11 protein-coding genes are annotated in these 8,392 nt (G+C 56.3%); 8 read left to right on the forward strand and 3 right to left on the reverse strand.

Translation table 11 applies throughout. The annotated features are described in order from the left end of the window. Position 1: 1 nt before the first annotated feature. From ACIQVE_RS24690 to ACIQVE_RS24705, 4 genes are read left to right on the forward strand one after another with little or no spacing between them, the layout of a single operon-like run. On the forward strand, positions 2–1,021 hold the full coding sequence (locus tag ACIQVE_RS24690; RefSeq protein WP_402813405.1) for a LacI family DNA-binding transcriptional regulator: 1,020 nt from the start codon (positions 2–4) through the stop codon (positions 1,019–1,021). Positions 1,022–1,045: 24 nt separating this feature from the next. Further along, complete coding sequence (rbsK, locus tag ACIQVE_RS24695; protein ID WP_402813408.1) at positions 1,046–1,963, forward strand: ribokinase; 918 nt, start codon at positions 1,046–1,048, stop codon at positions 1,961–1,963. Continuing rightward, on the forward strand, positions 1,960–2,364 hold the full coding sequence (gene rbsD, locus ACIQVE_RS24700) for a D-ribose pyranase (protein ID WP_339433985.1): 405 nt from the start codon (positions 1,960–1,962) through the stop codon (positions 2,362–2,364). Before rbsK ends, rbsD begins: the two co-directional genes overlap by 4 nt. A gap of 31 nt (positions 2,365–2,395) precedes the next feature. Then, positions 2,396–3,424, forward strand: coding sequence for a nucleoside hydrolase (locus tag ACIQVE_RS24705; protein ID WP_402813411.1), 1,029 nt, complete (start codon positions 2,396–2,398; stop codon positions 3,422–3,424). Between the two features lie 30 nt (positions 3,425–3,454). Here the strand turns inward: ACIQVE_RS24705 and ACIQVE_RS24710 are convergent, their stop codons facing one another. After that, positions 3,455–3,661 (reverse strand): hypothetical protein, encoded by a 207-nt coding sequence (locus ACIQVE_RS24710; protein ID WP_047300630.1) that lies wholly within the window; start codon positions 3,659–3,661, stop codon positions 3,455–3,457. A gap of 132 nt (positions 3,662–3,793) precedes the next feature. Here ACIQVE_RS24710 and ACIQVE_RS24715 point away from each other — a divergent pair, with 132 nt between their 5' ends. Both ACIQVE_RS24715 and ACIQVE_RS24720 read left to right on the forward strand, forming a co-directional pair. Next, positions 3,794–4,099: a hypothetical protein gene (locus tag ACIQVE_RS24715; protein ID WP_402813436.1), complete on the forward strand. Its 306-nt coding sequence runs from the start codon at positions 3,794–3,796 to the stop codon at positions 4,097–4,099. Positions 4,100–4,264: 165 nt separating this feature from the next. Further along, on the forward strand, positions 4,265–4,582 hold the full coding sequence (locus ACIQVE_RS24720; RefSeq protein WP_402813415.1) for an I78 family peptidase inhibitor: 318 nt from the start codon (positions 4,265–4,267) through the stop codon (positions 4,580–4,582). A gap of 72 nt (positions 4,583–4,654) precedes the next feature. Here the strand turns inward: ACIQVE_RS24720 and ACIQVE_RS24725 are convergent, their stop codons facing one another. Both ACIQVE_RS24725 and ACIQVE_RS24730 read right to left on the reverse strand, forming a co-directional pair. Then, the gene (locus ACIQVE_RS24725; RefSeq protein WP_007905882.1) at positions 4,655–4,867 is read right to left on the reverse strand and encodes a cold-shock protein; all 213 of its coding nucleotides are present in this window, start codon (positions 4,865–4,867) and stop codon (positions 4,655–4,657) included. 288 nt (positions 4,868–5,155) lie between these two features. Continuing rightward, a complete protein-coding gene (locus ACIQVE_RS24730; RefSeq protein ID WP_402813418.1) occupies positions 5,156–5,458 on the reverse strand; it encodes a hypothetical protein in 303 nt (100 codons plus the stop codon). Between the two features lie 370 nt (positions 5,459–5,828). On the opposite strand from ACIQVE_RS24730, the gene thrS reads away from it, so the two are divergent. Both thrS and infC read left to right on the forward strand, forming a co-directional pair. After that, positions 5,829–7,751, forward strand: coding sequence for a threonine--tRNA ligase (thrS, locus tag ACIQVE_RS24735; protein WP_402813421.1), 1,923 nt, complete (start codon positions 5,829–5,831; stop codon positions 7,749–7,751). After that, entirely contained in the window at positions 7,751–8,302 is a 552-nt protein-coding gene (gene infC / locus ACIQVE_RS24740; RefSeq protein WP_402813438.1) for a translation initiation factor IF-3, read from the forward strand. The genes thrS and infC overlap by 1 nt, the downstream gene beginning before the upstream one ends. Positions 8,303–8,392: the final 90 nt, after the last annotated feature.

Here is an 8,392-nt window from a genome sequence, read left to right on the forward strand (position 1 = left end):
CATGGCGACAATCAAGGATGTGGCGGCGCTCGCGGGAATTTCCTACACGACCGTGTCTCACGTGGTGAACAACACCCGACCGGTCAGTAAGGAAGTCCGGCTGAAAGTCGAAGCGGCCATCAAGAGCCTCGACTACGTGCCGAGCGCGGTGGCGCGCTCGCTGAAAGCCAAAACCACCGCAACAATTGGCTTGCTGGTGCCTAACAGTCTCAACCCGTACTTCGCCGAGCTGGCGCGGGGCATCGAGGATTACTGCGAGCGTAATGGCTACTGCGTGATTCTCTGCAACTCCGATGACAACCCGGAGAAGCAGCGCAGCTACTTGCGCGTCCTGCTGGAAAAACGCGTCGACGGCTTGATCGTCGCTTCAGCCGGCGGTGACAGTGGTCTGGCGCAGGGGCTGGCCGGCGTGAAGACGCCGATGGTGATTGTCGACCGTGGGCTGGATGGCGTAGATGCCGATCTGGTGCGCATCGACCATGAGTACGGCGCTTACCTCGCCACCCGTCATCTGCTCGAGCTTGGTCACCGCGATATCGCGACCATCGGCGGGCCGGCGAGCACCAGCGTGGCGCAAATGCGTCAGGCCGGTTTTTGCCGTGCGCTGAAAGAGGCGGGCATTGAAGTGTCGCCAGCGCGCATGCTGGAGAGCGATTTCACCAGCACCGGCGGCTACAACGCGGCGACTACGTTGCTTGCGAGCGACCCGCCGAGCGCGATTTTTGCCGGTAACGACATGATTGGTATCGGGGTGCTGCGAGCGGCGGCTGAGCGCAAGGTGCGAGTGCCGAGCGAGCTGTCGGTGATCGGCTTTGACGATATCCAGATGAGCCGTTACGTGTACCCGGCACTGACCACCGTCGGCCAGTCGATCCTGCAACTGGGCGAGATGGCGGCTGAAGTACTGCTGCGAAGGATTGCGACCCCAAGCCTGGTCACTGATCAACGGATTGTGACCCCGAGTATTGTCTTGCGCGAATCGACTGCGCCGCTGTCCGGCGTGTTCACCGAGTACCGCTGAAATCGAATTGACGAGTAGTGATGTATGCCAGCAAATGTAGTGGTAATAGGCAGCCTGAACATGGATCTGGTAACCCGGGCGCCACGGCTGCCCCGGGGTGGTGAAACGCTGATCGGTCATTCCTTTGCCACCGTCTCTGGTGGCAAGGGCGCCAATCAGGCGGTGGCTGCTGCGCGATTGGGCGCACAAGTAGCGATGATCGGTTGCGTTGGCAACGATGACTATGGTGTGCAGTTGCGCGACGCGTTGCTGGCCGAGCAGATCGACTGTCAGGCGGTCAGCGTCGTCGAGGGCTCCAGCGGCGTAGCGCTGATTGTGGTCGACGACAACAGTCAGAATGCGATCGTGATTGTCGCCGGTGCCAATGGCGCCATGACACCGGCGGTGATCGACCGCTTCGATGCCGTGTTGCAGGCGGCAGACGTTATCATCTGCCAGCTCGAGATTCCGGATGCAACCGTGGGCCATGCGCTCAAGCGCGCACGTGTGCTGGGCAAGACCGTTATCCTCAATCCGGCACCCGCCAGCCGTCCGCTGCCGGCAGACTGGTTTGCGGCCATCGATTACCTGATTCCCAACGAAAGCGAAGCTGCTGCGTTGAGCGGGTTGCCGGTCGATTCGCTGGAAACTGCAGAAAGCGCGGCAAGTCACCTGATCGCGATGGGTGCAGGAAAGGTCATCATCACCCTTGGTGCTGAGGGCTCGTTGTTCGCCAACGGCAAAGGTTTCGAGCATTTTCCGGCGCCAAAAGTGAAGGCGGTCGATACCACGGCAGCGGGGGACACCTTCGTCGGTGGTTTTGCCGCTGCACTGGCCGCCGGCAAATCCGAGGCCGAAGCGATCCGCTACGGGCAGATTGCCGCCGCATTGTCGGTGACTCGCGCCGGCGCGCAGCCTTCCATCCCAACCATGTCCGACGTACAGGCCTTTAAACCCGCATGAAAAAGACTCCTTTGCTCAACGTCGCGCTGTCTCGACTGATCGCATCTCTGGGCCATGGCGACATGGTGGTGATTGGTGATGCCGGCTTGCCGGTGCCGCCAGGTGTCGAGCTGATCGACCTTGCGCTGACTCATGGTGTCCCGGATTTCGTCAGCACCCTGAAAGTCGTGCTCAGCGAGATGCAGGTGGAAAGCCATGCGTTGGCCAAGGAAATCTTCGACAAGCAACCGACTGCGCTGACCACACTCGACGAGTTGAATGAAGAAGGTGCACTGGGTCGTCGCGATCTGCTCAGTCATGAGCAATTCAAGGTTCTTAGCCGACAGGCACGGGCGATTGTTCGTACAGGCGAATGTCAGCCGTACTGCAACATCGTTCTGGTGGCTGGTGTAACGTTCTAACTTTCGATTTCACATGCACAAGGAATGCGCCATGCAACGCTATGCTCAAAAACTGCACCAAATGCTTCGGAGTCTGCTGCTCTTGTCCCTGATATCTGCAACCGGCGCTCACGCGGCGGAAAAAATCGACCTGATCATCGACACCGATCCGGGGGCCGACGACGTGGTCGCGTTGCTGTTCGCTCTGGCCTCGCCAGACGAGTTGAACATTCGTGCGCTGACCACCGTGGCCGGCAACGTGCGCCTCGACAAAACTTCACGTAATGCGCGTCTGGCTCGCGAGTGGGCAGGGCGCGAGGATGTACCGGTTTATGCCGGCGCGCCGAAGCCGCTGATGCGTACGCCGATCTACGCCGAGAACATCCATGGCAAGGAAGGCCTGTCGGGTGTCACTGTGCATGAACCGAAAAAAGGTCTGGCTGAAGGCAGTGCGGTCAATTATCTGATCGATACCCTGAAAAAAGCCAAGCCACACAGCATCACCATTGCCATGCTTGGCCCACAGACCAACCTCGCACTGGCTTTGATCCAGGAGCCCGAAATTGTGCAGGGGATCAAGGAGGTGGTGATCATGGGTGGTGCCCATTTCAACGGCGGCAACATCACCCCGGTGGCTGAGTTCAACCTGTTTGCCGATCCGCAAGCGGCTGAAGTGGTGCTCAAGAGCGGCGTGAAGCTGACCTATCTGCCTCTGGACGTGACCCACAAGATTCTAACCAGCGACGCGCGCCTGAAGCAGATTGCAGCGCTCAACAACAACGCGAGCAAAATCGTCGGCGACATCCTCAACGAATACATCAAAGGGGATATGGAGCATTACGGCATTCCGGGTGGCCCGGTGCATGATGCGACTGTCGTGGCTTATCTGCTCAAACCAGAGCTGTTCACCGGTCGTTCGGTGAATGTCGTGGTTGATAGCCGCGAGGGGCCGACTTTCGGTCAGACCGTCGTCGATTGGTATGACGGTCTCAAGGCGCCGAAGAATGCATTCTGGGTGGAAAATGGCGATGCCCAAGGCTTCTTCGATCTGCTGACCGAACGCCTGAAACGCCTGAAGTAAAGGCCCACCCGCAGGTGCCAGCCTGCGGGTTTATTCTCCCAGCGCGTGCTCGGTCTGTTCGATCGGGTACCGTTCGAAAATCTGCTTGATGAATTGCTGGGCCGCTTCGGTGCCCAACTCTTTGACCAATAGATCGATACCAATAAGCGCCAACTCTTCAGTGGACCCCGGGCTGTAGGAACTGTGTCCGTCTGCCCATTTGGCTTTGATATCGGCGTCGATGCTTACACTGGTCATGATGAGGCTCGAAAAGTCGGGAGGTCTGTGTGCCGAGTTAATCATTTTGTCGGGCATTTGGCACTGCGACTTAGGCATGAGCGGAGTGCTATGCGACACTTGGTCTTTTCCGGCGAATCCAAGGACCGTGCTGTGCAGATTGATTTGAATACCCCTGATGGCCTTACGCTTGATGCTGTGCGCCGATTGTTGGCGTCGGCCAGCGATGATGAGCATACGCAGTTGCGCGTGACCAAGGGCGGTATGGCTTACATCTCTTCTGGTGTGACGGGCGGGCAGGACATCGATGGCCTTCTGTTTCGTCTGGAAACCTGGGCAAAGGGCTCGGGTTATGTCGGCAATGTCGCGGCCAGTGACGAGGTTTGGGTGATGCAGATTTTCAATGCGCTCAAAGAAAACTGGCCGAATCCGCCGTTTGACTACATCGACGTTTACTGAGCTCGTTAATATTCAGTCACGATTGATTGGTGAGTGGCGAACGCCGCTCAGGCAAACTCGGCGTTTTTCCGATTGTGGGGCAGGGTGATGGCATTTGTCATGAAACCAAACGCCAGATCGGCGGTCGCACGATCTCAGCTAACTATTTGAAAACAAGGAGGCTTCATGCCTTTGAAGTTCGCGTCACTGGGTGCACTAATGACCGTTGCCATGCTGGCCGGTTGCAGCACTACCTCCAGCGAGTCGGCAAAGGATCCTGTGGCGACCGAAGCCGGTCATAGCCGCTGTGAAGCAACGGCGGCGGAATTTGCCATTGGCAAGAAAGCTTCGCCCGCCCTGTTGGAGCAAGCCCGCGCCAAAGCCGGCGCGCAAAACGCCCGCTTCCTCAAGCCAGATGACATGATCACCCTGGAATACCGTTCTGATCGCTTGAACCTGAATACCGACAACAGTCTGGTGGTTACTCGCGTCAACTGCGGCTGATAACCGGCAGCTTTTGTTGCAGGCATAAAAAACCCCGTCACATGGACGGGGTTTTTTTAGTGCGCGTAGAAATTACTCTGCGCGAACTTGTGCTGCTTGCATACCCTTTTGGCCTTTCTCAGCCACGAAGGAAACGGTCTGGCCTTCTTTCAGGCTTTTGAAACCGTCGCTTTCGATAGCTTTGAAGTGTACGAACAGGTCGTCACCGCCACCTTGAGGAGTGATGAAGCCGAAGCCTTTTTCATCGTTGAACCACTTAACGGTGCCGGTTTGGCGATTAGACATGGTGTATCTCCAAGAAACATATATTTTTTCAGTACTGTGCTGCTCAGGCCAACTGGGCACACCGGGATATCATAGTCGAAATGTTCGCTTTGTAACCCCCCGGACGTGCTGTTTGCCAATCAGTCGCGTTTTCTTGACTGCCTGTTTTCGCTTGAAGGCCCGGTTTAAAAGGCTTTCAGCGGAAAGTAAAGACTGCAAAAAAACCTGTAAAACCTGCATAAATTGACCAGAAAAGCTCAACTCAGGTGCTTTTTCTCAGTTTTCAGTCCGGTCAAAATTAATTTTTTGTCACTTTTTAGCCGGGGCGTTGGCCTTGCATTTAGCAATCTGGCCGAGTGCTTTCTGCTGCAATTCAGGCGTTGCCTTGTTGTCCATCAAAGCCTGAATGTCGCTGGCCGGATAAGACTTGATGGCATCAGCACCGCATGCGCAGTGAGACTTTGCCGCTGCAGCGCCGATCTGAGGCGTCGCGGCCTGCGAACACTGCGCCATGTATTTCTCACGTTCGCCCTTCGGCCAGTCTGCGTGAGCGCTCAATGGCAGCAGCAGAACAATAGGGGCGACTACTGCAAAAAGGGTATTCAGACGCATGCGAGGATGCTCCTTGTGGGTCGATGTCTTTTTATCTGATGGCTGAATGGCCAATCAAGTTCAGCACTCTGGCATAAAACGGATGATTTGCCTCTGGGCAAAACCAGAGTACATCGGCGACCGTTCATCTGTGCTAGCATGCCCGACTCGGGCGTTTGCAGGCTCCGGATGACCTCGATTCCGGCAGCGGTAGCGTTCGAAAATCCCGATTTGAATCCCAGTCACTCTGGTTCGGTTTTCCGGTTGGCCGCAAGGCTCCTGCCGCTGTAAGGCAGGCGTTCGTCATTGAATGGCCTGGATCGGATCTTGTACTGGCTCATCCCAACCCACGTGACCTTTTTTAGGGGTCACCACTAGGAGAGGAGGCGCCATGCCAACTATTACTCTTCCCGACGGCAGTCAACGTTCATTCGATCACCCGGTTTCCGTAGCCGAGGTCGCAGCATCCATTGGTGCTGGTCTGGCCAAGGCCACTGTGGCCGGCAAGGTCAATGGCCAACTGGTCGACGCCAGCGACATCATCGACAGCGATTCGACGCTGCAAATCATTACGCCTAAGGATGAAGAGGGGCTGGAGATCATTCGCCACTCTTGCGCCCACTTGGTTGGCCATGCGGTCAAGCAGCTGTACCCGACGGCTAAAATGGTCATCGGCCCGGTCATTGACGAAGGCTTCTATTACGACATCGCCTTCGAACGTCCTTTTACGCCGGACGACATGGCTGCCATCGAGCTGCGCATGCAGCAGTTGATCGAAAAAGATTACGACGTCATCAAGAAAGTCACTCCGCGCGCCGAAGTGATCGAGGTGTTCAAGGCCCGCGGCGAAGACTACAAGCTGCGTCTGGTCGAAGACATGCCGAACGAGCAGGCCATGGGCTTGTATTATCACGAAGAATACGTCGATATGTGTCGCGGCCCGCATGTGCCGAACACTCGTTTTCTGAAATCCTTCAAACTGACAAAGCTGTCCGGCGCTTACTGGCGCGGCGATGCGAAAAACGAGCAATTGCAGCGCGTTTACGGCACAGCATGGGCTGACAAGAAACAGTTGGCAGCCTACATCCAGCGTATCGAAGAGGCCGAAAAGCGTGATCACCGCAAGATCGGCAAGCGCCTGGGCCTGTTCCACACTCAGGAAGAATCCCCGGGTATGGTTTTCTGGCATCCGAACGGCTGGACTCTGTACCAGGTGCTCGAGCAGTACATGCGCAAGGTGCAGCGTGACAACGGCTACCTTGAGATCAAGACGCCGCAAGTCGTTGACCGCAGCCTGTGGGAGAAATCCGGGCACTGGGCCAACTACGCCGACAATATGTTTACCACTCAGTCGGAAAACCGCGACTACGCCATCAAACCGATGAATTGCCCGTGCCACGTGCAGGTGTTCAATCAAGGCCTGAAAAGCTACCGCGAGCTGCCGATGCGTCTGGCCGAATTCGGTGCCTGCCACCGTAACGAGCCATCGGGTGCGCTGCACGGCATCATGCGCGTACGTGCGTTCACTCAGGACGATGCTCACATCTTCTGCACCGAAGAGCAGATGCAGGCCGAGTCCGCTGCGTTTATCAAGCTGACCATGGACGTTTATCGCGACTTCGGCTTCACCGACGTCGAAATGAAGCTGTCCACTCGTCCGGAAAAACGCGTCGGCTCCGACGAGTTGTGGGATCGCGCAGAAGCCGCATTGGCCGCTGCCCTCGACAGCGCGGGCCTTGCGTACGATCTGCAGCCGGGTGAGGGGGCGTTCTACGGGCCGAAGATTGAGTTCTCGCTCAAAGATTGCCTTGGCCGCGTCTGGCAGTGTGGTACTCTGCAGCTCGATTTTAACCTGCCGATCCGTCTGGGAGCCGAATACGTCTCCGAAGACAACAGTCGCAAGCACCCGGTAATGTTGCACCGGGCGATCCTTGGATCCTTCGAACGATTCGTCGGAATCCTGATCGAGCACTACGAGGGTGCATTCCCTGCGTGGCTTGCTCCGACCCAGGCAGTGATCATGAACATCACTGACAAACAGGCCGATTTTGCCGCCGAGGTTGAAAAAACTCTCAACGAAAGCGGATTTCGTGCCAAGTCTGACTTGAGAAATGAAAAGATCGGCTTTAAAATCCGCGAGCATACTTTGCTCAAGGTTCCCTATCTCTTGGTTATCGGGGATCGGGAAGTCGAGATGCAGACTGTCGCTGTGCGTACTCGTGAAGGTGCTGACCTGGGCTCGATGCCCCTCGCCCAGTTCGCTGAGTTTCTCGCGCAAGCGGTTTCCCGGCGTGGTCGCCCAGATTCGGAGTAATTACTATTAAGCGTGAAATGAGACAAGATAAACGAGCTGCACCGAAAGCCCCGATCAACGAGAATATCTCGGCACGCGAGGTTCGGTTAATTGGGGCTGAAGGTGAACAGCTTGGGATTGTGTCAATTGAAGACGCGCTTCTTAAGGCTGAAGAGGCCAAACTGGATTTGGTGGAAATTTCCGCCGATGCAGTACCCCCTGTTTGCAAACTGATGGACTACGGCAAATCGATCTTCGAGAAGAAGAAGCAGGTTGCCGCAGCCAAGAAGAACCAGAAACAGATTCAGGTTAAAGAAATCAAGTTTCGTCCAGGGACGGAGGAAGGGGATTACCAGGTAAAACTGCGCAACCTGGTACGTTTCCTGAGTGATGGGGACAGGGCCACGGTATCCTTGCGATTCCGCGGCCGTGAGATGGCCCACCAGGAGCTGGGGATGGAACTCCTTAAGCGAGTTGAAGGTGACTTGCTCGAGTACGGTTCGGTCGAACAGCATCCTAAGATGGAAGGACGCCAACTGATCATGGTCATCGCCCCGAAAAAGAAGAAGTAATCAATAGGGCACGGCAGGCCTTCTGATTATGTTTATCAACTGAATGCGGAGTACCGAACATGCCAAAGATGAAAACTAAAAGTGGTGCTG

The organism is Pseudomonas sp. NPDC098747, assembly GCF_044760045.1.
Lineage (GTDB): Bacteria > Pseudomonadota > Gammaproteobacteria > Pseudomonadales > Pseudomonadaceae > Aquipseudomonas.

Excerpts from the sequence above, each read along its gene's own strand:
- rbsK (WP_402813408.1), top strand. The coding sequence starts at position 1,046 with ATGCCAGCAAATGTAGTGGTAATAGGCAGCCTGAACATGGATCTGGTA.
- ACIQVE_RS24725 (WP_007905882.1), bottom strand. The coding sequence starts at position 4,867 with ATGTCTAATCGCCAAACCGGCACCGTTAAGTGGTTCAACGATGAAAAA.
- rbsD (WP_339433985.1), top strand. The coding sequence starts at position 1,960 with ATGAAAAAGACTCCTTTGCTCAACGTCGCGCTGTCTCGACTGATCGCA.
- ACIQVE_RS24730 (WP_402813418.1), bottom strand. The coding sequence starts at position 5,458 with ATGCGTCTGAATACCCTTTTTGCAGTAGTCGCCCCTATTGTTCTGCTG.
- ACIQVE_RS24705 (WP_402813411.1), top strand. The coding sequence starts at position 2,396 with ATGCAACGCTATGCTCAAAAACTGCACCAAATGCTTCGGAGTCTGCTG.
- thrS (WP_402813421.1), top strand. The coding sequence starts at position 5,829 with ATGCCAACTATTACTCTTCCCGACGGCAGTCAACGTTCATTCGATCAC.
- ACIQVE_RS24690 (WP_402813405.1), top strand. The coding sequence starts at position 2 with ATGGCGACAATCAAGGATGTGGCGGCGCTCGCGGGAATTTCCTACACG.
- ACIQVE_RS24720 (WP_402813415.1), top strand. The coding sequence starts at position 4,265 with ATGCCTTTGAAGTTCGCGTCACTGGGTGCACTAATGACCGTTGCCATG.
- ACIQVE_RS24710 (WP_047300630.1), bottom strand. The coding sequence starts at position 3,661 with ATGACCAGTGTAAGCATCGACGCCGATATCAAAGCCAAATGGGCAGAC.